Annotated in this window: 20 protein-coding genes; 11 read left to right on the top strand and 9 right to left on the bottom strand. The window is 73.7% G+C overall.

Annotated features, from left to right (window positions below; genetic code table 11):
- Window positions 1-31: 31 nt before the first annotated feature.
- A complete protein-coding gene (locus EES43_RS27505; protein ID WP_124272181.1) occupies window positions 32-484 on the top strand; it encodes an ATP-binding protein in 453 nt (150 codons plus the stop codon).
- Between the two features lie 91 nt (window positions 485-575).
- Here the strand turns inward: EES43_RS27505 and EES43_RS27500 are convergent, their stop codons facing one another.
- Window positions 576-1,736 (bottom strand): PP2C family protein-serine/threonine phosphatase, encoded by a 1,161-nt coding sequence (locus EES43_RS27500; protein WP_124271252.1) that lies wholly within the window; start codon window positions 1,734-1,736, stop codon window positions 576-578.
- Between the two features lie 86 nt (window positions 1,737-1,822).
- On the opposite strand from EES43_RS27500, the gene EES43_RS27495 reads away from it, so the two are divergent.
- Together EES43_RS27495 and EES43_RS27490 are read left to right on the top strand one after the other, a co-directional pair.
- Window positions 1,823-2,338, top strand: a complete 516-nt coding sequence (locus EES43_RS27495) for a MarR family winged helix-turn-helix transcriptional regulator (RefSeq protein WP_124271251.1) — start codon at window positions 1,823-1,825, stop codon at window positions 2,336-2,338.
- Between the two features lie 226 nt (window positions 2,339-2,564).
- Window positions 2,565-2,936 carry an STAS domain-containing protein gene (locus tag EES43_RS27490; protein ID WP_124271250.1) on the top strand — a complete coding sequence of 124 codons (372 nt, stop codon included), beginning with the start codon at window positions 2,565-2,567 and terminating at the stop codon, window positions 2,934-2,936.
- Window positions 2,937-3,055: 119 nt separating this feature from the next.
- Here EES43_RS27490 and EES43_RS27485 read toward each other — a convergent pair whose 3' ends face one another.
- Complete coding sequence (locus EES43_RS27485) at window positions 3,056-3,751, bottom strand: (2Fe-2S)-binding protein (RefSeq protein ID WP_124271249.1); 696 nt, start codon at window positions 3,749-3,751, stop codon at window positions 3,056-3,058.
- A gap of 231 nt (window positions 3,752-3,982) precedes the next feature.
- On the opposite strand from EES43_RS27485, the gene EES43_RS27480 reads away from it, so the two are divergent.
- The gene (locus EES43_RS27480) at window positions 3,983-5,185 is read left to right on the top strand and encodes a DMT family transporter (RefSeq protein ID WP_124271248.1); all 1,203 of its coding nucleotides are present in this window, start codon (window positions 3,983-3,985) and stop codon (window positions 5,183-5,185) included.
- Here the strand turns inward: EES43_RS27480 and EES43_RS27475 are convergent.
- The 3 genes from EES43_RS27475 to EES43_RS27465 form a co-directional block, all read right to left on the bottom strand.
- A complete protein-coding gene (locus EES43_RS27475; RefSeq protein ID WP_124271247.1) occupies window positions 5,155-6,585 on the bottom strand; it encodes a transglycosylase family protein in 1,431 nt (476 codons plus the stop codon). The genes EES43_RS27480 and EES43_RS27475 overlap by 31 nt on opposite strands.
- Before the next feature lie 368 nt (window positions 6,586-6,953).
- Entirely contained in the window at window positions 6,954-8,108 is a 1,155-nt protein-coding gene (locus tag EES43_RS27470; protein WP_206430136.1) for a S1 family peptidase, read from the bottom strand.
- A 189-nt stretch (window positions 8,109-8,297) separates the two neighbouring features.
- Window positions 8,298-9,851 carry a carboxylesterase/lipase family protein gene (locus EES43_RS27465; protein ID WP_124271246.1) on the bottom strand — a complete coding sequence of 518 codons (1,554 nt, stop codon included), beginning with the start codon at window positions 9,849-9,851 and terminating at the stop codon, window positions 8,298-8,300.
- A gap of 276 nt (window positions 9,852-10,127) precedes the next feature.
- Here EES43_RS27465 and EES43_RS27460 point away from each other — a divergent pair, with 276 nt between their 5' ends.
- On the top strand, window positions 10,128-10,775 hold the full coding sequence (locus tag EES43_RS27460; RefSeq protein WP_124271245.1) for an HD domain-containing protein: 648 nt from the start codon (window positions 10,128-10,130) through the stop codon (window positions 10,773-10,775).
- A gap of 127 nt (window positions 10,776-10,902) precedes the next feature.
- On the opposite strand, the gene EES43_RS27455 is transcribed toward EES43_RS27460, so the two are convergent.
- Window positions 10,903-12,378, bottom strand: coding sequence for a UDP-N-acetylmuramoyl-L-alanyl-D-glutamate--2,6-diaminopimelate ligase (locus EES43_RS27455; protein ID WP_124272179.1), 1,476 nt, complete (start codon window positions 12,376-12,378; stop codon window positions 10,903-10,905).
- Between the two features lie 617 nt (window positions 12,379-12,995).
- On the opposite strand from EES43_RS27455, the gene EES43_RS27450 reads away from it, so the two are divergent.
- The 6 genes from EES43_RS27450 to EES43_RS27425 all read left to right on the top strand — a co-directional run bounded on the left by EES43_RS27450 (window position 12,996) and on the right by EES43_RS27425 (window position 20,399).
- Window positions 12,996-13,472: a DUF5709 domain-containing protein gene (locus EES43_RS27450; RefSeq protein WP_124271244.1), complete on the top strand. Its 477-nt coding sequence runs from the start codon at window positions 12,996-12,998 to the stop codon at window positions 13,470-13,472.
- Window positions 13,473-13,571: 99 nt separating this feature from the next.
- Window positions 13,572-15,014 (top strand): NADP-dependent phosphogluconate dehydrogenase, encoded by a 1,443-nt coding sequence (gndA, locus tag EES43_RS27445; protein ID WP_124271243.1) that lies wholly within the window; start codon window positions 13,572-13,574, stop codon window positions 15,012-15,014.
- A 186-nt stretch (window positions 15,015-15,200) separates the two neighbouring features.
- Complete coding sequence (locus tag EES43_RS27440) at window positions 15,201-16,274, top strand: Dyp-type peroxidase (protein ID WP_124271242.1); 1,074 nt, start codon at window positions 15,201-15,203, stop codon at window positions 16,272-16,274.
- Window positions 16,274-17,071, top strand: coding sequence for a family 1 encapsulin nanocompartment shell protein (locus EES43_RS27435; protein ID WP_124271241.1), 798 nt, complete (start codon window positions 16,274-16,276; stop codon window positions 17,069-17,071). The genes EES43_RS27440 and EES43_RS27435 overlap by 1 nt, the downstream gene beginning before the upstream one ends.
- Before the next feature lie 54 nt (window positions 17,072-17,125).
- Window positions 17,126-18,925 carry a helix-turn-helix domain-containing protein gene (locus EES43_RS27430; RefSeq protein ID WP_124271240.1) on the top strand — a complete coding sequence of 600 codons (1,800 nt, stop codon included), beginning with the start codon at window positions 17,126-17,128 and terminating at the stop codon, window positions 18,923-18,925.
- 109 nt (window positions 18,926-19,034) lie between these two features.
- The gene (locus EES43_RS27425; protein WP_124271239.1) at window positions 19,035-20,399 is read left to right on the top strand and encodes a type III PLP-dependent enzyme domain-containing protein; all 1,365 of its coding nucleotides are present in this window, start codon (window positions 19,035-19,037) and stop codon (window positions 20,397-20,399) included.
- 545 nt (window positions 20,400-20,944) lie between these two features.
- Here EES43_RS27425 and EES43_RS27415 read toward each other — a convergent pair.
- The 3 genes from EES43_RS27415 to EES43_RS27405 form a co-directional block, all read right to left on the bottom strand.
- Window positions 20,945-21,298, bottom strand: coding sequence for a GNAT family N-acetyltransferase (locus EES43_RS27415; protein ID WP_124271237.1), 354 nt, complete (start codon window positions 21,296-21,298; stop codon window positions 20,945-20,947).
- Window positions 21,299-21,377: 79 nt separating this feature from the next.
- Window positions 21,378-21,803, bottom strand: coding sequence for an aspartate 1-decarboxylase (gene panD, locus EES43_RS27410; RefSeq protein ID WP_124271236.1), 426 nt, complete (start codon window positions 21,801-21,803; stop codon window positions 21,378-21,380).
- A gap of 390 nt (window positions 21,804-22,193) precedes the next feature.
- The gene (locus EES43_RS27405) at window positions 22,194-23,132 is read right to left on the bottom strand and encodes an N-acetyltransferase (protein WP_124271235.1); all 939 of its coding nucleotides are present in this window, start codon (window positions 23,130-23,132) and stop codon (window positions 22,194-22,196) included.
- Window positions 23,133-23,327 lie beyond the last annotated feature (195 nt).

The raw sequence follows: 23,327 nt of genomic DNA, 5'->3' as shown, positions 1-23,327 counted from the left end.
TGCCCTCACTGCGGCGCCCTGGCTGGAGCACATGAACGAACAGGTCACCTCGCCGGAGGACCCCGACCAGGGGCTCCGGTCTCCCGAGGTACTGCTCAGCGCCGAGGTCTTCGACGGAGAACCGGGCTGCATCGCGATGGCCCGCGCCCTGGCCGACCGCTTCCTGACGCGGCTCGCGGTGGAGTGCCTGGCGCCGCTGGGCGAGCACACCCGCAGCGATCTGATGCTGGCCGTGAGCGAGCTCGTGACCAACGCCGACCGCTACAGCCACGGCCCCTACCTGCTGGAGCTGGAGGGCAGCGCCGAGCGGATCAGCGTCACGGTGTACGACAGCAGCACGGCGATGCCGGTGCTCTACTCCCCCGACCCCGCGCGGCTGGGCGGGCACGGCATGGAGATCGTGGTGGCCCTGTGCGACCGGCTGACGGCGGAGCGGGTGCCGGTCGGCAAGCGCATCCGGGCGGAGTTCCAGCTCAGCATCTGACGGGCCTCGGCGCGTCGCCGGGGGCGGGTGCGCCCCGGCGGAGGCGCACCCGCCCCGGGGCGCGCCTCCTTCGGTCTCAGCGTCCGTCGTCCTACCGGCCGAACCAGTCCATGCACAGCACGAGCGCGTCGTCGATCGTGTCCGTGCCCCGGTACTCGGCCAGTTCGCCGAGCATGGCGCGCGGGACCGTGGCGGCCGGGAGCAGCCGGGTCGACTGGATGGCGCGGGCCAGCGCCCGCTCCCCGTACTTCTCCCCCAGCGGCGACACCGCCTCGTAGACGCCGTCGCTCAGGAGCAGCAGCCGGTCGCCGGGCTCGACCCGGAACTCCTGGACCGTGTAGTGCGACTCCTCGAACATGCCGAGCGGAAGCTGGGCGTCCAGGTCGATGCGGCGCACGGCGCGTCCGCGCTGGAGCCACAGTTGCGGTGATCCCGCGTCGACGACACCGACCTGGCCGGTGGCGAGTTCGAAGCGGAGCAGCAGGGTGGAGACGTGGGACGCGCCCCGGTGCTGGTCGTAGATCGCCTGGTCGGCGAGGGCCGCCTGGTCCGCGATGCCGATGCCCGCCCGGCGGGCGTTGCGCAGGGCGTTGACCGCGAGATTGGTCAGCAGCGACGCCTGTATGCCCTCGCCCATGCCGTTCGTCACGGCGACGGTCAGCTCGTCGGCGTCGGCGGCCCAGTCGAAGTTGTCGCCGTGGATGGCGTACGCGGGCTCCAGCTGGGCTCCGATGGCGAACTCGGCCGCGGTGCAGGCGCGCGCGGGCAGGAGCTGCCACTGCATCTCGGCGGCGAGCGTGAGCCGGCTGGTGCGGCGGGCCCGCTGGTAGAGGTCGGTGTCCCGTTCGGCGACGAGTATCTCGTGGCCCAGCAGGTCCGCCACGTGGGTCAGCTCACCGACCATGTGCGGTGTGGAGCTCGCCTGCGGCAGCCGGACGGTGAGGATGCCCAGTCGCTCGCCGCGCACGGTCACGGGGAGGTAGTGGTCGACCGCGTCGTCGTGCCGGACCTGCTGCTCGCGGGGTTCCTGGCTGCCGAAGGCCCGCCCCTCGGCGCTGTTGTCCAGGGACAGCGGTTCGTCCTCGCCGTCGGGCCGGTCGAGGGGTTTGAGGACTCTCAGGGCGTAGTCGGCGAGATGCAGTTCCACCGCGAGCGCCCCGTAGGCGCTGCGGAGGATCGCGCGGAGCGTCTCCAGCAGCGCATGCGGAGCGGCGGCCCTGACAGCGCTCTCGATGTCCGGTCTTGGGTTCACGGTCTCTCGTACATTCTTCGTCCTGAGACGGGGTAGGGGCGGGGTCCGGGCTGACAAGCGGGGCTGACGGGTGACAGAGTGGACGGATGCCCTACTCCGCCCGCCGCCCGCGTACGCGCGACCAGGTGGCCGCCGACGCATCCGCGGCCTCGGAGCTGCTGGAAGTGTTGTGGGGCCGTGGCCAGGAAGCCGCTTCCTCGGGAACGGTATCGCCCTCGCAGTTGCGCGCCCTGCTCGTGATCGAGAAGCAGGAGGGCGCGAACCTGCGCTCCCTCGGCGAGGCTCTCGGCTCTCGCGCGCCCTCGGTCAGCAGGCTCTGCGACCGGATGGAAGCCATGGGGCTCGTCCAGCGCGAGCCGAGTGCCACGAGCCGCCGCGAGGTGGAACTGCGGCTCAGCCTGCGCGGTCGCACCCTCCTCGAAGAGTACCGGGCCATCCGCGCCCGGGAGCTGAACGCCGTCCTGGAGCGCATGGAACCGGCCGCCGTCGCCGCCCTCGCGGAGGGCCTGACGGCCTTCCACGCGGCAGCCTCGGAGCGGCTGTCCCCGCAAACGGGCACGGCGGCCTCCCGGCTCCGCGATGATGTCGCCGACAGCGCCTAGCCTCATCCAGCTCCTGCTTCCGCATCCATCGCATCGTCCCTGTCGACATCTGATCCACTAACAGTTGTGGATCAGATTGTTACCCGATGGAGAATGTTGTCAAATGGCAACTGTTCCTTCTATCGTTGCTCCTGTACCCCGCCGCGAGCAGGGACGGAACGAGGCCGACCCGTCCGGCAGACCGGCTTCCCGTCTCCCGACCAACGAACCGCCCGAGGTGCCTTCCGTGCTTCCATCGCCCAGCGAAGACAGAGCTGTCAGCATCACTACCCGTCATCAGCGGGGTGCTCTGGTATTCACCGTGTCGGGTGATCTGGACATCGACAGCGTTCCCCCGCTCGGCTCGGCTCTCGCCGCGGCGGCCGGCGACGGCTCCGGCCCGGTCGTCGTGGACCTCTCCGGGGTGGGTTTCGCCGACTCGACGACGGTGAACGTGCTCCTCCAGGGGCAGACCGTCCTGAACGGCCGGCTGCGCCTGGCCGCACCGTCGCCCTTCGTGCAGCGCCTGATCGGGATGATCGGGCTGGACAGCGCCCTGCCGGTGCTGCCCAGCGTCGAGGACGCGATCGACGCGCCGGACGCCCCACTACCCTCCTGAGCCGGTGGGGAGAGGCGGCAGCCCCTCCCGAACCGCCCCTGCCGCCCCTGCCGCCCCTGCCGCCCCTCCCCGCCGCCCCGTGCGCCGGGGAGGGGCGGTGCGCGCGTTTCGGAGAGGGGTTACCGGGTGGAACCCGGCACCTGGTCGAAGACGCAGTCGCCGCACAGGCCGCCGCCCGGACAGCGCCAGTACAGGCAGCAGCTGCGCCGCCGGAACGCCGGACCGTGCGGGGCTCCGGTGGAGCGCAGATCGGCGTGGTCGAAGAGCTCCGCGGTCAGGGCGCGGGTCCGGCGGGCCACGTCCGGCAGTTCGTTCGCGCGCGCCCAGGCGACGAGTTCGCGCGCCGCCCCGGCGAGCGCGGATCCGGCGTTGCCCCACAGCAGGCGCGGCGAGACGTTCCCGTCGCCCCGCACCGCCTCCGCGAGCGGCGCCAAGTGGCCGTACTGCACCTGTTCGCGGATCCGCTCCGCCGTGCCGGGCAGCTCCTGCGGGTCGGCGATCCACAGATCGTCGGGCGAGGCGGCCTCCGGGTCCCAGTGGAGGGCGTCCGGCGGAAGAGCCGGGATGCGCCCGCAGAGCGCGGCCGGGCCCAGGGCGATGGACCAGAGCCGGGCGGCGAGGCCGAGGTGGGCGATGGAGGCGGCGACCCTGCGCTCGGGAGCCTCCAGCCGGCTCGCGACCCTGTCGATACATGCGGTCAGGGGCGCGGTGCGCCCGCCGTACAGCAGGGCGAGCGGCCGGTGGCCGCCGCCGGACGCCGGGGTGGTCCGCAGCGCGAAGAATCCGCCCACCGACGCCGTGCGTGCCAGGTCCACGCCCCGCTCCTCCCGATCCGGCGGCGATCCGCTCGGCGGGCTCCGCGGCGACCTGCTGTGCCCGGTTCGCCGCTCACGGTATCCGCCGGCGCACAACTTCTGACGTCCGGGGCGGGCAGGGCTACCGTCGAGGGGAGGACCCCGGCATGAGATCCGTACTACTGGGGCAGTACGCCGAACTGCCGCCTCCAGGACGACGACGCCGCGCCCCGGACGGGACATCGTGGTGCCATGAGCTCCCTCGCGCTGTCTGTGCTGCTGTCACTGGTCTCCGCGGTCGCCTACGCGGCCGGGGCGATCGTCCAGGAGCGCGTGGCCGTGCACAGCGGAAGCTCGGCGTCCGACCTGCTGCGCAACGGGCGCTGGTGGGTCGCCGTCCTTCTGAACGGGGTCGGCGCACTGCTCCACGTCGTGGCACTGGCCTACGGGCCGCTCAGCCTGGTGCAGCCGCTCGGCGCGCTCACGATCGTCTTCGCCCTGCCGATGGCCGCCCTGTTCGTCGGGCGCAAGGCCGGGGCGATGGCTTGGCGCGGAGCGTTGATGGCGACGGCCGGCCTGGTGGGCCTGCTGGCCCTCACCGGGAACGCCGAGCCGCACGTGCTGCGCGGTCCCGAGCAGGTGGTGCTGGCGGCCGTGGCCTTCGGGGCGGTCGCCGCGATCGCACTGCTCGGCAAGGCGCTGCGCGGCCCGGCGCTGCGGAGCCTGGCACTGGCCACGGCCGCCGGGGTCGCGTTCGGCATGGCCTCGGTGTTCACCAAGACGGTGGCGATGGAGTGGACGTCGGGCTCCGTGCCCGCGGGCCTGCCGACGCTGCTGGTGATAGCGGGGCTCGCCGCGGCCGGTCTGCTGCTCTCCCAGGCCGCCTACCGGGGCGCGGGGCTGACCGCGCCGCTGGCCACGGTGACGGTGGTCAATCCGGTGGTGGCGGCGGCGATCGGCATCTCCCTGTTCGACGAACGTTTCCGCTACGGCACGACGGGCGCCCTGTTCGCGCTCCTGTGCGGCCTGCTGGCCGCCGCGGGCCTGGTCCTGCTGACGAAGGAACGGCTGAGCGCGGAACGCGCGGCGGGCACGGGTCCCGGAACCGGGGCTGAGGGAGCCGCGTCCTCCGCCGCGGCCGTGTCCGAGGGACGGGCGGGCAGGGGCCACGGGCGGACGGGCGGGGACGACCGGGCGACGGGCGCGAGCCCGGACACGGCCGTCGCTGATCCCGTCCCGGCTGCGCCCGTCCCCCACCCGGAGCCGGCCACGGGCCGCTCTCCCGTTCCGCACGCCCCGCCGCTCTCGGTTCCGCTGCCGCCGGGGCGCGCGGCACCGCTGATGGAGTTCACGGCTCCGCACGCGCCGGCGGGGCGGGGCCGGCGGAGTGAGCCGGTCCTCGCTCCGCGCGCGGAGCGGACGGTTCAGACGCTGACGCCGCCCGCCCGCAGGTAGGCCAGCGGGTCGACGTCGGAGCCGTATCCCGGGCCGAGCCGGATCTCGAAGTGCAGGTGCGGGCCGGTGCTGTTGCCGGTGGAGCCGGAACGGGCGATGCGCTGACCGCCGGAGACCGACTGGCCGGCGCGGACGTTGAGCGCGGAGAGGTGGGCGTACTGGCTGTACTTGCCGTCCTCATGCCGGATGACGACCTCGTAGCCGTACGCTCCGGCCCAGCCGGCCGAGACGACCCGGCCCGGGGCGACGGACTTCACCGAGGTGCCGGTGGGCACGGGAAAGTCGACACCTGTGTGGTAGCCGCTGGACCAGGAACCGGCCTGGCGGTACGGCGTTCCGGTCCCGGCGGCCACCGGGGCGCTGAACCCGGAGTGATTCACGGCGCGTTCGGGAGCGGACTGCTCCTTCTTGGGTGCGGCCTTCTTGTGCTCGGTCCTCTTGTCGTCGGCCCTCTTGGACTCGGCCTTCCTCTGTTCGGTCCTCTTGTCCTCGGCCTTCTTCTGTTCGGCCTTCTCCTGTTCGGCCTTCTTGTCCTCGGCCTTCTTGTCCTCGGCCTTCTTGTCCTCGGCCTTCTTGTCCTCGGCCCTCTTGTCCTCGGCCTTTTTCGCGTCCGCTGAGGGGGCCGGCGGCTTCGACGCGGACGGCTTCGGCGTCCGGCGCGGCTCGGCCTGCTCCGCGTGCGGCACGGGCTTGGCGGGGTCCGTCCGGGGCGTCCGGCCGGGGTCGAGACTCAGCCGCTGTCCGGGGAAGATCAGGTCGGGGTCGCCGCCGACGACCGTGCGGTTGGCCTCGTACAGCCGCTGCCAGCCGCCCTTGACCTGCTCGGCGGCGGCGATCCCGGAGAGCGAGTCGCCGGTCGCGACGGTGTAGGAGTCGCGCTTTCCGGGAACGTGCGTCGGTTTCGTCGCCTCGTGTCGGGTCTGCGGCGGCCGGGCCGGAGCGCTCCGCGGTGCCGCGGCCTGGACGGGCCGGCTGCCCGCGCTCTGCGGGTCGGGCTGCGGAACCGTCTCGGGCGAGTCCCCGCCCCGGGTGAGACCGGCGCGTACGGAACAGGTCGGCCAGGCACCGGGTCCCTGGCCGTCCAGGACCTTCTCGGCGATGGCGATCTGCTGGTCGCGGGTGGCGAGGTCGGCGCGGGGGGCGTACTGCGTGCCGCCGTAGGCCGCCCAGGTGGAGCCGCTGAACTGCAGTCCGCCGTAGTAGCCGTTGTCGGTGTTGACGGCCCAGTTCCCGCTCGACTCGCAGGCGGCGACCTTCTCCCAGACCTCGCCGGAGGCGGCTTGCGCCGGGAGTGCCGCGATGAGCGGGAGCGCCAGGCCCGCGCCTCCCGCGGTCACCGTGAGCGAGGCACGGTTGATCCGGCTCGGCTGGTATCTGCGGTGCCGTCCGTTTGCGGCCATGACTTGGCTCCCCCACTGGCTTTGGGACACGTCGCAGGCGTCAACGTAGAACCGCGCGGAGGCTGATCACAAGCGAAGGGTGATAGTCGGCCGCCCGCCGGCGATGGCTGGCCGGATTCCGCTCATCGAAGGCCGCGTGTAGGCCGGTTGACGGGACGGCCCGGCGGTGCGGCGGGGTGCCCGGCGGTGCGGCGGAGCCCGGGCGGTGCGGCGGGAGTGCTGCCTTCCCCGGCTCTCGCGCGGTCCGCGGTCAGTTCGCCGCAGCACCGGGCGGGAGCCGGCTCGGCGGGACCGCTCACGGCCCCGGCTCCGTCACCCGGCGACGGGACCCCCGCCGCCGGGGAGAACGGGGCGGCGGCTCCCCGGGGTCACGCGGTGTGCAGCCTCAGTCCGTACCGGTTGAGGATCTCGTTGACCGGCTGGTACCAGGTCTCGCCGCCGCCGCCGCAGTTGCCCCAGCCGCCGGAGGTGACGCCCTGTGCCTGGTCGCCGCTGATGAACGACCCGCCGGAGTCGCCGCCCGCGGCGCAGACGCTCGTCTTCGTCATCTGGTATACCGCCCCCTGGCTGTAGTTGACGGTCTCGTTCTTGGCGAGAACCCTGCCGCAGTGCCAGCGCGTGGTGGAGCCCGAGCGGCAGATCGAGGCGTTGATCGGGGCCTCGTTCGAACCGCGGACGAGCTGGTCCGAGACCGTGCCCCAGCCGAGGACGACCGGCACGGTCCACCAGCCGTTGGCCACGTTCACCCAGGCGTAGTCGTCGCCGGGGAAGGACGAGCCCTGGAAGTTGCCGATGGCCGAACCGTCCCAGCCGCGTACGGACTGCCCCGTGCCGCCGCAGTGCCCGGCGGTGACGAAGCCGCCGTACACGGAGAAGCCGATGGAGCAGCGGACGTTGCCGGTGTAGTACGGGTCGCCTCCGACCGTTCCGGCGGCGAAGGTCCGCGGAGCCTCGGCAATCGTCTCGACGGTCACCGGTCCGGCTCGGCGTGTCTGGGCGACGAACGCCCGGACATCGTTGTCACGCTGCTCGGAGGCGACCACGTTCACCACGACGCGGCTGGTCGCGGGGTCGACGTGCCAGCTGCTCACGCCGGACGGTGCGGGCAGCGCGTCGATGCGCGCCTTGGCCGCGTCGAGCTCCTGGGCCGAGTGCTCGACGAGCCGGGTCGCGGCACCGGTCGCCCGTACGGCGTCGACCCTGCCGGAGTCCGTCACGGCGATGGTCAGCCTGCCGGTCCTCGCGTCGAGCCAGGAGCCGCCGAAGGCGGATCCGGCGGCACGCTTCGCCTCGGGCTCCAGTGCCGTGGCCGCCTTCTCGTCGGCGAGCCGGGCACGGGCCTGATGTTCCGTCAGGCCCAGGTCGCGCCGCATCGCGGAGAGCAGCGCCGGGGCGGCGGGGAGGGTGGCGGCGGACTCGGTGGGGGCGGGTGCGGCCGAGGCGGACGCGGGGCCGACGGCGGTCCAGGCGCCGACGAGCAGCAGCGCGGACAGACCGGACCGCAGCACGGTTGCGTGTCTCAAGGGAGTGACCCTTCCTGTTGTCCCAAGATGCGGGGAGGGAACGGGAGGCGTCCGGGAGCGCATGCTGATCGTGCGCTTGAGAGCGCTCTCAGATGTACCGCTCCGGACTGTAGCGGAATCCGAAAGTCAGGTCCATGCCAATGACGACCTGTGCTGACGAGGCGTCCGGAGGGGTGCGGTGGAACGGCTTCACGGCGTGAGCAGCGGCAGCCCGCTCGCCCTCCACAGGTCCCGGAAGCCACCCGCGCGCGACCCGCCCTGCCGGGCCGCTTCCTCCTCCTCCTCCGCCGTACGCCACACCCGTACCGCTGCTCCGGCGTCGGGGCGCGCGTCGGACGCGCCCGGGTCCAGCGGGTCCCAGCCCGGGTCGCCGTGGGCGGCGAACCCTGTCCAGGCGTCCATCATCCGGCGCGACAGCTCGCGGTCGGCGTCGCCGGGCGGGCCGCCGGTCAGGAAGTGCAGGCGCGCGTCATGGAGGTTGCCGAAGGCGAACGGCACGTCCGCGCAGTGCCACGCGCGTACCCGCTGCCCTCGGCCGCCGCGCCGGCGGTCGAAGCGGGACAGGAACGCGCGTCCGCCCGACCCGGCGTGCGCCTCGGCGAGGCGGCTGCCGTACTCGGCGAAGAGGAGGTCGGAGTAGAGGGCCAGGTAGACATCGAGCACGGGAGCCGGGGCGAGCCGGTCGCGGTAGCCGTCGACGAGCGCCGCGGGCAGACCGAAGTCGGCGGCGAAGACCGCCAGTCGGTCCTCCGTCGTCACCTTCGCGCTGCTGCCGACGGCGTCCAGCAGCCAGTATTCCTCCGTCGTGTGGCAGACCAGCAGCTCCACGTCGCCGCCCGCCCCCGCCGCCAGAGCCGTCAGCGGATCGGCGGTCAGAAGCGTCCCGTCGGCGACCGGCCCGTAGACCGCCGGATCGTAGTGGCGCTGCCCCGAGGCCGGATCCCGGCGGTACCGGTCGGCGACCCGGTCCGACGCGGCCACGAGCGCCTGCGGTGAGGCGGCCGACAGCCCCGCGCGCGTGGCGGGCACACCGGCGGTCGCCGCGACCTCGGCGGTGGTGCGGGCAGCGTGCTCGACCGGGGCGCAGGAGTTGACGGGGCTGTGCAGCACGGCCCGCCGCATCAGCCCGCGCGCCCGTTCCATGACCATCAGGCAGGCCACGGACCCGGCCCCCGAGGACTGGCCCGCCACGGTGACACGGTCCGGGGCGCCGCCGAACTCGGCGATGTTGTCGCGTACCCACTCCAGCGCGGCGATCTGGTCGAGCAGCCCCCGGTTGTCCGGGCGGGCGGGCCCGCCGTCCGCGTCCGGGACGTGCCCGAACCCCTCGAAGCCGAGGCGGCTGTTGAGCGTGACGACGACCAGCCCCCGTGCCGCGAGCGCGGTGCCGTCGAAGTCGGGTTGGGCCGAGGAGCCGAAGACGTACGCGCCGCCGTGCGACCAGACGAGCACGGGCAGACCGGCGGGGTTGTCGGCGGGCGCCCAGACGTTCAACGTGAGGATGTCCTCGTCGCCCGGCGACCAGACCGGTGAGCCGGGGAGCTCGGCCGACTGGGGGGCGATGGGGCCGAACACGGTGCAGTCGCGTGTCCCGACCCACGGCCGTGCCGGGCGCGGCTCGCGGAAGCGGTCGGGGCCGAACGGCGGAGCGGCGTACGGGATGCCGAGGACGGCGACGACCGCCGCGTCCCGCTCGGCGCGCCGTCCCCTCACCCGTCCCGCCGTGGTGGTCCATACGTGCACAGCCGCTCCCCCGTCCCGACCGGCCCGGCGTTCGGGCGCGTGTCAGCATCCCAGCCCGTCGCGCGACCGCTCCAACACCTTGATCGAGACCATTGACGCGGCTGCGATGTGACGGATGTCGTCGGCGGGCGCCCGGGGGCGCGTGCGGTCGCCGTACCGTCGCGCGTCCCGGGCAGCGCGTCGTCCGTGGCACGAGCGCCGCCGATCACGGATGCTGGGGTGAGCCGGCCGGGCCGCCCGGCCCGGCGGAGCCGCGTGGAAGGACCGATGTTGCCGATGACGACCGAAGCGAACCTCGCCGCCAAAGTACGCGCACCCGACACCGCGCTCGCCCGGGAGGCGACCGAGCTGGTGCGTGACACGACGAGCGAGCTGATCTACCACCATTCGCGCCGCGTCTTCTGGTTCGGCGCGCTGCAGGGCCGACGGCGTGATCTGAGCTTCGATCCCGAACTCCTCTATGTGGGAGCCCTGTTCCATGATCTCGGCCTCGGCGAGCCCTTCCGCGGCAGCGGCCGGCGGTTCGAGGTGGACAGCGCGGACGAGGCGCGCCGTTTCCTACAGGCGCGCGGGGTTCCGGAGGACAGCGTCCGGCGGGTGTGGACGGCGATCGCCCTGCACACGACGCCGGGCATTCCGTCGTTCATGGAGCCGGAGGTCGCGCTGGTGACCGCCGGGGTGGAGTACGACGTCCTGGGGATCGGATACGAGGACGTCTCCGCCGCCGACCGTGCGGAGATCGTCGCCCTGCATCCCCGGCCGGACTTCAAACGGCGGATCCTCGGAGCGTTCACGGACGGCATCCGTCCGAAGCCGGAGACGACGTTCGGCAACGTCAAGGCGGACGTGCTGGAGCACTACGTGCCCGGGTTCGAGCGCGGCGACTTCGTACGGACCATCCTGGATTCGCCCTGGCCCGAGTGACCGGCGGACAGGGCCGAGAACGGGGCCGGGGGCCGCAGCCGCGGCCGTCAGACGGCCCCCGACCGGGAGGTGAGGCAGCACGGCGGTCCGACCAGGCCCCGGCAGCCCGGGAACGGCGGTTCGGCGGCTATCCGACGATCAGCTCGCGCACGGTGGCCATGTCACTGAAGGGCAGCAGGGTGTCGCCCACGATCTGATGAGGTTCGCTGCCCTTTCCCGCGATCAGCACGATGTCGTCCGGGCCGGCCGTGCCGAGCGCCGCGGCGATCGCCCGGCGGCGGTCGGTGTACCGCTCGAACGGCGTCCCCGCCGCCTCGATGCCCGGGGCGATCTGGTCGAGGATGGCCTCGGGGTCCTCGTGCCGGGGGTTGTCCGAGGTGAGGACGCACAGGTCGGAGTGGGCGCCCGCGATCGCCCCCATCTCCACGCGCTTGGTGGTGTCGCGGTCGCCGCCGCAGCCGAAGACGGTGATGACCCTGCCCCGGGCGAAGCCCCGGATCGTGGTGAGCACCTTGTCGAGGGAGTCCGGCGAGTGCGCGTAGTCGACGATCACCGAGGCGCCGTTCGGGGCCTGGAGGCGTTCGAAGCGTCCGGGGATCTGCGGCATGCGCTCCAGGGCGTCGACGAGCCCGGCCAGGCCGTGGCCCAGAAGATGGCAGGCGGCCAGCGTGGCCAGGGCGTTGGAGACCGAGAACCGGCCGGGCGACGGAATGGCCGCCGGATACTTGCGCCCGTCGTGGTGCAGGGTGAAACGCGTTCCCGAGGCGTCCACGACCAGGTCGCTCGCCCGGTAGTCGGCGTCGGCGTCCAGCGCGTACGTGGTCACCGCGTCGGGCATCAGCGCCCGGATCCCGGCGCCCACCGGGTCGTCGGCGTTGATCACCGCTCGCCGGCACAGGCCCTGGAAGAGGCGGAGTTTGGCGTCGCGGTAGTTCTCCATGGTGCCGTGGTCGTCGAGGTGGTCCTGCGTCAGGTTCGTGAAGACGCCGACGTCGATGAACGTACGGTCCAGACGGTGCGTCAGCAGGCCCATGGAGGTGGCCTCCAGGACGACGCTGCCGGTGGCGCGGTCGCGCATGTGTCCCAGCAGGTACTGGAGATCGGGCGACTCCGGGGTGGTGAGCACCGAGGGCGGCATCGGGACGGGCTCGTCCCCGATCCGGCTTCCCGCCGTACCGATCACGCCGACCCGGACGCCCTCGGCGATCCGCAGCACGGACTCGACCATGTACGACACGGAGGTCTTGCCGTTGGTCCCGGTGACGGCGATCAGCTCCATGGCGCGGCCCGGCTCGCCGAAGTAGCGTGCCGCGACGACGGCGGCGGCCTTGCGGACGTCCGGCACCCGGACGGCGCAGACGTGGCCCGTCGCGGCGGGCAGGGGCGGCGCCTGGTCGTCGACCAGGACGGCGACCGCACCGCGGGCGACGGCGGGCGCCAGGGCTTCGGGGCCGCCCGTGAGGTGGCCCGGCACGGCTGCGAAGACGGAGCCGGGGGTGACGCGGTCCGCGTCGAACGTGGCACCGGCGGTGATCTCGGTCCGCCGGGGATCTCCCCGGAGTACGTGATGGTCCTGGCCTGCCAGGAGGTCGCTCAGCTTCACGGTGGTCCCTTCGAGAGCGGCGGCGGCCCCGGTGGTGCGGCCGTCGCCGGGCGGCGGCACGGGCGGATGCGCGGTGTGCCGCGTGATGCGTGATGCGTGATGCGTGATGCGTGATGCGTGATGCGTGATGCGTGATGCGTGATGCGTGATGCGTGCGGAAACGTGTGGCGCCGGTGGAGGCCACGGGTCGCACCGCGCCCGCGCCCGGGGGCGGGGCGGAGCAACGCGGAAAGGGCTCGGGCGCACAGGGCTGAAAGCGGGCGGAAGCAAGAGGAACGGGCCGATGCGAGCCCTACGGGCTGAGACGCCCCGGACGCTGGACGCCGAAGGTCGCCAGCCGTGGCCGAAGGTCGCTAGCCGTGTCCGTGCAGCGCGGAGGCCGCCCGGTGCGGGCACTTCCGCGGTTCGGCTTCACGACCCATGGGCCGAGTGTACGTGCCGGCCCCGGGGCCACGGCCCGCGTGCGGGCGCTCGTGCACCCGTGCGCGCCCTGCCCTCGGGGCGCGGGTCGGCCTCGGCCGACCACTGGATGAGGATCTTCCCTTTGCGGCAGCGGCGTTACCGGAGTGGAATTGCGTACAGGGGACAGTGATTCTCGTGGGACGAAAGGACGGGCCATGAGCGACACCGAGTGGGGGGACGAGGTCTACCAGCCGCAGGAGCCGCCGGGCTCCGATTTCGACGAGCAGCTCGACACCGGGGACACGCTGGAGGACTCCGGGGTGGACGACCCGCTCGACGAGGGCTACTCGCCGCCCGAACGCCCGTGGGCGGTCGAGGACCGGGGCACCACCGCCGCGGAGCAGCGCACCGGCGAGTCCCTGGAGTCCCGGCTGACCAGGGAACTCCCCGAGGTCGCGGAGTGGCCCGGCGACGGCGTGGGCGACCTGGCCGGCGGTGAGGGCGAGCCCTGGGACGACGAGGTCGGGGTCGACCGCGCCGGACGGCTGACGCAGCAGGCCGACGGCCGGGTCCCCGCCGCGGCGACCGCCGACGACGTGGGCGTCGACGGCGCGGCGGCCTCGGCCGAGGAGGCCGCCGTGCACGTGGTCCCCGACGACGACGCTCCGCCCGCCGCGGAGGCCCTCCCCTGAACGCGACCGTTTGAACGCGGCCGTCGCGGCCGTCCCCCGTCCCGTACGCCCCCCGGCACTTCCCCGACCGAACCCACCCCGGATCGCAGGAGCACTCAGATGAGCGGTACTGCCCAGATCGGCGTCACCGGACTCGCGGTGATGGGCCGCAACCTCGCCCGGAACTTCGCCCGCAACGGCTTCACCGTCGCCGTGCACAACCGCACGGCGTCCAAGACCGACGCGCTCGTCGGGGAGTTCGGCGGCGAGGGCGCGTTCGTCGCGGCGCACACGCCCGAGGAGTTCGTCGCCGCGCTGGAGAGGCCCCGGCGTCTGGTCGTCATGGTGAAGGCCGGTGATCCCACCGACGCCGTGATCCAGGAGTTCGCCCCGCTGCTGGAGGAGGGCGACGTCATCATCGACGGCGGGAACGCCCACTTCGAGGACACCCGCCGCCGTGAGAAGGAGCTGCGCGAGCGCGGCGTCCACTTCGTCGGGGCGGGCATCTCGGGCGGCGAGGAGGGCGCGCTGCACGGTCCGAGCATCATGCCGGGCGGCTCGGCCGAGTCCTACGCGTCGCTCGGTCCGCTGCTGGAGAGGATCGCCGCGAAGGCGAAGGACGGCACGCCGTGCACCGCGCACATCGGGCCGGACGGGGCCGGTCACTTCGTGAAGATGGTCCACAACGGCATCGAGTACGCGGACATGCAGCTCATCGCCGAGGCGTACGACCTGCTGCGCCGCGTGGCCGGCTACTCTCCCGCGCGGATCGCGGAGACGTTCCGGAGCTGGAACACCGGACGCCTCGACTCGTACCTGATCGAGATCACCGCTGAGGTCCTGGCCCATACGGACGCGGACACCGGCGAGCCGTTCGTCGACATCGTCCAGGACCGGGCCGAGCAGAAGGGCACCGGGCGCTGGACCGTGCAGATCGCGCTGGACCTCGGGGTGCCGGTGTCGGGGATCGCCGAGGCGGTGTTCGCCCGCTCCCTCTCGGGCCACGCGGACCTGCGGGAGGCCGCGCGCGGACTGCCGGGACCCTCCGCGAAGCCGTTGGAGGGCGCGCAGGCGGCGGCGTTCGCGGACCGGGTCGAGCAGGCCCTGTACGCCTCCAAGATCGTCTCGTACACGCAGGGCTTCCACCAGATCCGGGTCGGCAGCGACACCTACGGCTGGGATGTGGACCTCGGTTCCGTGGCGGCGATCTGGCGGGCGGGCTGCATCATCCGGGCGGCGTTCCTGGACCGGATCCGGGCCGCCTACGCCTCGCGGCCCGACCTGCTGAGCCTGCTGTCGGACGAGGAGTTCGAGCGGGAGATCGGTGCGGCACAGGACGACTGGCGGGCGGTGGTCGCCGAATCGGCGCGCCAGGGCGTGCCGACGCCCGGTTTCGCGGCGGCGCTGGCGTACTACGACGGACTGCGCGCTGACCGGCTGCCCGCGGCGCTGACGCAGGGGCAGCGGGACTTCTTCGGGGCGCACACCTACCGGCGCACGGACCGGAAGGGGATCTTCCACACGCTCTGGGGCGGGGACCGGTCCGAGGTCACGGGCGGCTGACCCGACCGGGCCACCCGGGGTGCGGCGGGGCCCGGAGCGTGCGTAAGTGGCTTGCGGGCCCGGACCGCCGTGCTGCGGTGCCGTCGTGGCTCCGCACCCCGGCCGTCCCGCCCGCCCTACCGTGCGACCGGCAACCGCCCGGCCGTACACCGTCCGCCCGTCGTCACCCGTCCCAGGAGTGCGCGCATGCCCGATGCCGTCCCGGACCCGGTCGCGGTCCAGCCCGTCGTCGCCCCGCTGACCAGCGCCGCCCTGTTCCTGGTCGGCACGATCGAACCGGGCGGCGAGCGCACGGTGCGCGAGGTGCTGCCGGAGCTGGCGGCCGTCGCCCGCTCCATCGGCTTCCGGTATCCGGACTCCGGCCTGGCGTGCGTGACCGGCTTCGGGTCCGCCGCCTGGGACCGGCTCTTCGCCGGACCGCGCCCCGCGCACCTGCACCCGTTCCCGGAGCTGAGCGGGCCGCTCCACCACGCGCCCGCGACCCCCGGCGACCTGCTGCTGCACATCCGGGCCGAGCGGATGGACGTCTGCTACGAGTGGGCCGCCCAGCTCCTGCGGAAGCTCGGCGGGGCGCTGCGGATCGTGGACGAGACGCAGGGGTTCCGCTACCTCGACCACCGGGACCTGCTCGGTTTCGTGGACGGTACGGAGAACCCGGTGGGCGACGACGCCCGCGCGGCGGCGCTCGTCGGCGCGGAGGACCCGGACTTCGACGGCGGGAGCTACGTGGTCGTGCAGAAGTACCTGCACGACCTGGACGCCTGGAACGCCCTGCCCGTGGAGGAGCAGGAACGGGTCATCGGCCGCACCAAGTTCGACGACGTGGAGCTGCCCGACGAGGCCAAGCCCTCCGACTCGCACGTCGCGCTCAACACGATCACCGATCCGGACGGGACCGAGCGCGACATCCTGCGGGCGAACATGCCGTTCGGGAGCTTCGGCCGGGGGGAGTTCGGGACGTACTTCATCGGCTACGCGGCCGATCCCGACGTGACCGAACGGATGCTCCGCAACATGTTCCTCGGCGATCCGCCCGGTTCGCACGACCGCATCCTCGACTTCTCCACCGCGATCACCGGCACCCTGTTCTTCGCCCCCCGCGCCGCCTTCCTCGACGCTCCCCCGCCCCCGCCCGCCCCGCCCGGGGCCGCGACCCGGCCAAAACCGGTGCTCGCACCGGTGGGGCCGGCGTCCGCCGGGACCGGATCGGACGACCACGGTTCGCTGCGCATCGGCAGCCTGCAAGAAAGCGCCCAGTGATGAACAATCTGCACCGCGAACTCGCGCCCGTCACCCCCGCCGCCTGGGCGGAGATCGAGGAGGAGGCGCGGCGCACCTTCACCCGCCATGTGGCCGGCCGGCGTGTCGTCGACGTGACCGATCCGGCGGGTCCGACGCTGGCCGCCGTCGGCGACGGCCATCTGCGCGGCATCGACCCGCCCACCCCGGACGTGCTGGCCCGCGCCCGCACGTCGATGCCGGTCGTCGAGTGGCGTGTGCCCTTCACGGTGAGCCGGGAGGCCGTGGACGACGTGGAACGCGGCTCCGCCGACAGCGACTGGCAGCCCGTCAAGGACGCGGCGCGCACCTGTGCGTTCGCGGAGGACTCGGCGATCATCGACGGCTACGCGTCCGCCGGGATCCTCGGGCTGCGCGACGGCTCCTCGCACACGCCGCTGCCGCTGCCCGCCGACGCGCGGGACTACCCGGTGGCGGTCAGTCAGGCGGTGACGCGGCTGCGGCTGGCCGGCGTCGACGGTCCGTACCGGCTGCTGCTCGGCGCGGACGCCTTCACCGAGGCGGCCGAGACCTCCGACCACGGCTATCCGGTCAAGACGCACCTGAGCCGCCTCGTGGACGACGACATCCTGTGGGCGCCCGCGGTGAAGGGCGGGTTGCTCCTGTCCACCCGGGGCGGCGACTTCGAGTTGTGCCTGGGCCAGGACCTGTCGATCGGCTACACCGACCACGACGCGACCAGCGTCCGGCTCTACTTCCAGCAGGCCTTCACCTTCCGGATGCTGACGCCGGAGGCCGTGGTCGCCCTGATCGCCTGAGCCCGTGCCCCGTGCCCCGCGCACCCGCCGTCGACGCTCGTATGCTCGGGAGTCATGGGCAGTGGAGCACCGCCGCGGGATCCGGGGCCGGAGGCCACGCTCCGGGAGGTTCTGGCGTTCGACGAGGAGGGCGCGCTGCGCCTGCTGCTGGCGCCCGGCGGAGTGGACGTGGAGGTCCGGGGCGTGTCGTTCGGCGACGAGGCGCCGCGGAGCCGCGCCGGGCACCTCGTCCTCGCCGTCGGGGCGTCCGCCGGACGGGCCGAGGCGGCCGGGGCGGTGGAGCGGGCGGCGCGCTCGGGCGCGAGCGCCGTGGTGCTGCGGGAGGCGGAGGAGGAATCCGGTCCCGGTCCGGCCCCGGACGTGCTCGCCGCGGCGGACCGGTCCGGCATCGCACTGCTGGTACGGGCGGCCTGGACGGACTGGACCGACACCGCGGCGCTGCTTCGTTCGGCGCTGGACTACCACCGGGCGGCGAGAACCGGTCAGGCGCGGGGCGCGGACGCGACAGGCGAGGCGACACCCGGCACGGCAGGCGACGTGCCGGGACGCGGCGGGCTGGAATGCGGCGGGACGGAGGAGGCCGGGCCGAGGGGCGGCGGGCCCGGCGAGGGGGCGGATCCGGCGGCCGGCGGGAGCGACGGCCCGGCGGGCGCGCTGGCCGCGCTGGCCGCGTCGATCGCCGAGGCGACGGGCGGCTCCATCACCATCGAGGACACCCGTTTCCGCGTACTGGCGCACTCGGCCACCCGGCCCGAGGCCGACGGGGTGCGCAGGTCCACCATCCTGGGCGGTCGCGTCCCCGAGTGGCGCGTCGCCGAACTGCGGCGCAGCGGGCTGCTGCGGACGCTGTGGACGTCACGGGAGGTGATCCACCGCCCGGCGGACGGCGACAGTCCGGAGCGGCTGGTCATCGCCGTACGCAGCGGAGCCGAGCTGCTGGGCTCCATCTGGGCGGCGGCGGACGGCAGGCCCCTCTCGCCGGAGGCCGGCCGGGCGCTGCGGCGCGGTGCGGTGGTGGCGGCGCGGCACCTGCTCGGGCAGCGGCTGCGGGAGAGCGGTGCGGTGCGCCGCCGCGACCACGCGCTGCGCGGACTCCTGTACGGAGAGGGGGACCGCCGCACGCACGCCTGGTCGCTGGGGCTGGCGCCCGACGCGCCCTGCGCGGTGCTGGCGGTCGCGCCGGTCGCCGCCGGGCCGGACGCGGCGCGGACCCTGGACGTTCTCGCCCCGCACGCACGGGCGTACCGGCCCTCGGTACTGGTCCTGCGCGAACCGGATCGCCTCCTGGTCCTGCTCCCCGTTCCCGCCGGGCTGCCGCCCGAGGCGCGTGAGCGGGAGGCGCTCGCGCCGGCCCGGGAGCTGGAGCGGGTGGCGGCGGCGCTGCCCGGCGGAGTTCCGGTACGGGCCGGGGTGGGCCGGGTGGCCGGATCGGCGGCGGAGGCGGCCGAGGCGTGCACGGAGGCCGCCCTGGTCGTGCGGGTGCTGCGGGACCGCGAGCGGCGGGCGCGGGGCGGTGGCGCGCCGGCGCGGTTCGCGTCGGCGGGTGCGGTGGGGCCGGCGCTGGACGTGCTGCGGATGGCGGAGGCGGTACGGCCGTTGTGGGAGTCCGGCGACGGGCCGGTGCACCGGCTGGCGCGGTCCGACCGGGCGGCGGGCGGCGAACTGCTGCGGTCGGCCGCCGCGTATCTGGACGCCGCGGGCGACGTGGCGGAGGCGGCACGCCGGCTGGTCCTGCACCCGAACACCCTCCGCTACCGGCTGCGGCGGCTGCGGGAGCGGTACGACGTCGACGTGGACGACCCGGACACACGGGTGCTGCTGACGCTGGCCGTCCGCCTCACGGGTGACGTTTGAGCGGTCCGGCCCTTTTCGCGGCGCGGGTTGTCCGCTCGGCCAAGGAATGCGGAGAGTGTTGTCCGTGCCGCTGAAGACCTGTGGGGCAGCCATCACCGATCCTCGCATCATGAAGCAGACGACTTCCCATCACCGTGAGCGGGCCGCCGCCTCGTCGTCCGACGCCCGGTTCGCCGGGGCCGTCCGGGCGGCCGTGGCGCAGGGGCTGCTGAGCGAGTCCCACCCGCTGGCCGGGTTCATCGACGTGGACGGGGTGCGCTCGTCCGTCGACTCCCTGCGCGAGGCGTTCGCGGGCGCGCCCGAGGTCCTGCACACGTTCGCGGCCAAGGCCTCGTCCCTCGTTCCGGTGCTGCGGCTGCTCGCCGCATGCGGCATGGGGTGCGAGGTGGCGAGCCCGGGTGAGCTGCGGCTCGCCCTGGACGCCGGGTTCGCGCCGGGGTCGATCGTCCTGGACTCCCCGGCCAAGACCCGCGAGGAGATCCGGCTGGCGCTGGCCCTCGGGGTCGCCGTCAACGCCGACAGTCTGGACGAGCTGCGCCGGATCGACGGACTGCGGCGCGGCGACAGCGCCTCCGTGATCGGACTGCGCGTCAACCCGCAGGTGGGCGAGGGTGCGATCGGGGCGATGAGCACGGCGACCGCGACGTCGAAGTTCGGCGTGGCGCTGCGCGACCCCGGGGCCCGCGAGGCGATCCTGCGGGCCTTCGAGGAGCGCCCGTGGCTCACCCGGCTGCACGCGCATGTCGGGTCCCAGGGCTGCCCGTTGGAGCTGATCGCGGCAGGGGTGGCGCAGACGTACGCGCTGGCCGAGGAGATCGACGAACGCCTCGGCGTCCGGCAGGTGACCAGCCTGGACATCGGCGGCGGGCTGCCCGTCAACTTCGCCGACGACACCGTGCGCCCGACCTACGCCGACTACGTCAGCGCCCTGACCGACGCCGTTCCCGCGCTCCTGTCCGGCCGGTACGCCCTGGTCACCGAGTTCGGCCGGTCACTGCTGGCGAAGAACGGGGTCATCGGGGCGCGGGTGGAGTACACGAAGGACGCGGGCGGACGGCGCGTCGCCCTCACCCACGCGGGCGCGCAGACCGCCACCCGTACCGTCTTCATGCCTCAGGCGTGGCCGTTGCGCGTCGGTGCGTTCGGCCCGGACGGAACACCGAAGGACGGGCCGGCACTGGCGCAGGACGTCGCGGGGCCGTGCTGCTTCGCGGGAGACGTGGTGGCGCACGGCAGGGAGCTTCCGGAGCTGGCCGAAGGGGACTTCGTCGTGCTGTACGACACGGGGGCGTACTACTTCTCCACTCCGTGGTCCTACAACAGCCTGCCGCGGCCCGCGGTGTACGGGTTCCGGATCGTGGCGGGGCCGGACGGCGGGGTGGTGTTCGCGACGGTGCGCGAGACGCAGTCGATGGAGTCGATCGCGGAGGAGAGCGGCCTCGGGCAGGCGGAGGCGCTGACCGGTCTGGGCTGACGCCCCCGGTTCCGGGCCGATGCCGGTCGTGGGGCCGGCTGCCGCCAGGTTCCCATCGCACGCCGGGTTCCCGTCATACGCCCGGCTTCGGCCGGACGTGGAGGGGGCGGGCGCCGGCCCGGCAGGGGGCCGGCGCCCGTCGGTGCCTGAGCGGAATCCACGCTTCTCGCCTCACCGGCTTGGGCCGGCTCGGGCCCGGCCGGGTTCAGCCGGCGGGCTGGGGCTCCGGGTCGGGCGTGGGGTCCGGGCCGGGCGACGGCGGAATCGGGTCCGGCGCGGGACCGGGCGGCACAGGCCCGGGCCCCGGCGGGACGGGAGGCGGACCGGGCACCGGAGTGGGAGGCCCGGGAACGGGCGGAGGCGTCGGCGAGGGCGGTACGGGGTCGGGGTACGGGTGGGTCATCACGATCCTCCACAGCGGTACGAAACGGACGGGCGGAGCTCTCCTCCACCGTCTCCCGGTGCGGCTGCCCGCGCCTGCCGACTCCACACGTGATCCACTCGTGCCCGTCGTGTGGCGCACCGCGCCATCGACCGGCCCGGACTCAGAGCAGCTCGGGGTGGCTCCCCAGCTGCCGCTCCGCCTCCCGGACCAGTTCGGCCGACGCGGCGGGGGCCTCCTCGGGATGGCGCTGCGCCCACTTCGCCGCGTACGGGCACAGCGGCACGACGGGGACGCCCTCGCGGGCGGCCATGGCGTAGAACTCGCGGACCAGCGCACCGGCGATGCCCCTGCCCTCGTGTTCGGGCCGGACGACGGTGTGCACGGCCACGAGCGCCCCGGGCGCGGGTTCCATGACGAAGTACGCGATGCTTCCGGCGACCTTGCCCGCGTCGTGCGCCGCGAGGGTGCCGTGCTCCCGGTCGTCCGTGATCTCCACACCGGCGTTCTGCGCCATGGTTCCTGCTCTCCTCGTTCGTGGTGCCCCCGGCCGCGTTTCCGTGGCCGGGGGGGCGGGGCGTGGGCAGGCGGCGGTGTCAGCCGCCCGCGACGACGGCCTGCGGGCTCCGCTCGGTACGGGAACCGGGGACAGGCGCGGAGGCGTCCGTGCCGAGCGCCACGATCCGGTTGCCGGCGTCGACGTGGACGACCTTCGGGACGAGACCGCGCGCCTCCGCATCGTCGACCTGCGCGTAGCTGATGAGGATCACCAGATCCCCGGGGTGCACCAGGTGGGCGGCGGCCCCGTTGATCCCGATGACGCCGGAGCCGCGCTCGCCCTCGATGACGTACGTCTCCAGCCGCGCGCCGTTGTCGATGTCAACGATATGGACCAATTCGCCGGGCAGCAGGTCGGCGGCCTCCATCAGGTCGCCGTCGATCGTCACGGAACCGACGTAGTGCAGGTCGGCCTGGGTGACGGTGGCCCGGTGGATCTTGGATTTGAACATGGTGCGCAACATGAAGGCACTCCTGGACATAGGCTCCCTGCCTGCGTTTTTGCAGGTCAAGGGCGTTGTCCTCACCCTACAACGAGGCGCATGTCAGGGCACCGTTCCCCAGGTTTTTCATGACTCCCGCTGACGGGGCGGTCGACCTCGACGACCTGGTGCCCGTGCGACCGGGCGGTCTGGGCGAAGCCGGACCCGTAGGACGAAGTGCCCTCCACCTCGATGGCGACCGCATGTCCGTGAGCGGCTGCTCCTCGTGAGGACGGCGGCCACGCCGGCGCTGCGGGACGCGGCCGTACGCGGCGTGGCCGCCGGTTGGCCGGAGGCTCTGGCCGGTGAACCGGCAGGGTTCGCGGCCCCGTCCGAGCCGCCGGCGGGCACAGACCGGCCGGCGGCAGGCCGTCAGGCGGGCCGGTGCTCCCAGGCCCGAGCCGTCCGGGTCATCTCCTGGAAGCCGAGGTCCGACAGCATCGCACGTTCCCCAGCTCCGTCGGGGGTCTCGTCGGAATAGGCGAACAGCCGGTCGACGCCGGAGAGGACCAGCCAGCCGCGGACCTCGCCGAGCAGCCATACCAGCGACAACGGGTCTGCTCCGCAGGAGAGTGCGAGGTCGGCCAGGTCGGCCGTGCAACCGGGGCGGGCATGGCGTTCGGGCCGTTCCAAGATGGTGTCCACTTCGAGACGGGCAACCTCCTGCCCGTCGAGCAGGGCGGTGAAACGGGTGCCCAGCACGCCGAGTGTGCGCCGGACGATGAGACCGGGCAGCGGAGCCGCCCCGGGGGCGGGCAGCGCGTCGACCGTAGCCAGGAGCAGAACCTCCATGGTGCCGGTGTGCACGAACCCGGCCCGCTCCAACAGGCCGCGCACATGCGGCCACTGCTCGGGAATCCCGTACACCCCCGGCACGGGAAGCCGTCCGTCGCAGAAACGGGAACGGCTTTCCCACCGCCCGAACTGGGCCAGACACGCGGACATCAGCAGCTCCGCCGCCCGGGTGGGTTCCGTACGGGTGTCCGGGGCGGTGTCGTCGGCGGGGTGGTGCAGGATCCACGCGAGATGACCGGTGCCGCGGTAGTCCTCGCCGACATCGGGATCATCGCGGTAGCGCAGCAGATGAGCGGCGGCGGCGATCCGCCCCCGCTCCTCGGTGACCAGAGTGACCCGCTCGGCCACCCACGGGTCGGTGACGTACTCCTCCGGGCAGCGTTCCAGGCTGCTCAGAACGGTGTTCACCGAGGCGCTCGCGCCGGGGACGACAGCGGTGGCGTGGGCGTTGACCAGGACAGTCAGCTGGTCGCGGTCCTCGCGGCGGAACAGGCGCACACGTGCGGATGCGGACATGACGGTGCCTCCGTGTGGAAACGGTCAGGGAGGCCGCCATGCGGTGCGGTACGCCGATCACAGTAGCAGCCACGACCGTACGGACCGCCGGACGGCCCACGCCGGACGGCGGCCTTCGCAGGCGTCGGGCAGCCCTGGACACACCTGAGCCGGGGGCGGTACGCCTCGACTCCTGAGCCCCCATCGACATACGCG

Origin of the sequence: Streptomyces sp. ADI96-02, from assembly GCF_003846185.1 — a bacterium.
In the GTDB taxonomy this organism is placed as follows: Bacteria; Actinomycetota; Actinomycetes; order Streptomycetales; family Streptomycetaceae; genus Streptomyces.
The sequence above is the reverse complement of the archived record's forward strand: the minus strand, read 5'-3'. Positions and strand labels throughout refer to the sequence as shown.